The organism is Psychrobacter sp. TB20-MNA-CIBAN-0197 (assembly GCF_040309765.1).
Lineage (GTDB): Bacteria > Pseudomonadota > Gammaproteobacteria > Pseudomonadales > Moraxellaceae > Psychrobacter > Psychrobacter submarinus.
This window is the reverse complement of the sequence record NZ_JBEOPC010000112.1, coordinates 1-440: the sequence shown is the minus strand read 5'-3', so window position 1 is coordinate 440 and position 440 is coordinate 1. Positions and strand designations below refer to the sequence as shown.

At 40.7% G+C, this 440-nt stretch carries 1 protein-coding gene; it reads right to left on the bottom strand.

Features of this window, described 5'->3' with window-relative positions; genetic code table 11:
- A partial coding sequence (locus AAEY83_RS12890; RefSeq protein WP_351059307.1) for a tRNA pseudouridine synthase A occupies nt 1-440 on the bottom strand: 440 nt, incomplete at both ends.

The window sequence follows — 440 nt, the reverse complement described above, 5'->3', positions numbered from 1 at the left end:
CTTTACAATCAAGTAATTCTTTCAACCAAATAGGCTGTTGCTTATGTATGCCAATATCCATCAAGCTCCCCGTTATATTACGTACCATGTGATGTAAGAACGCATTCGCCTTAATATCAATAATAACGTAACACCCTTGGCGCTGTACCGATAAGTGATGAATAGTACGAGTTGGTGTATTCGCTTGACAATGGATCGCTCGAAAAGATGTAAAATCGTGTGTCCCGATCAAATACTGACAGGCTTCCTGCATTTTAACTTCATCTAATGGGTGATGAAAATGCGTAACCCCTTCGCTTAACACTGCTCCTCGAAAAGGAGAGTTATAAATAATATAGCGGTATCGGCGAGCGGTTGCACTAAAACGAGCATGAAAATCGACAGCAACTGGTTGTGCAAAGCGAATAGCAATATCTTTAGGCAATAAGGTATTCATACCC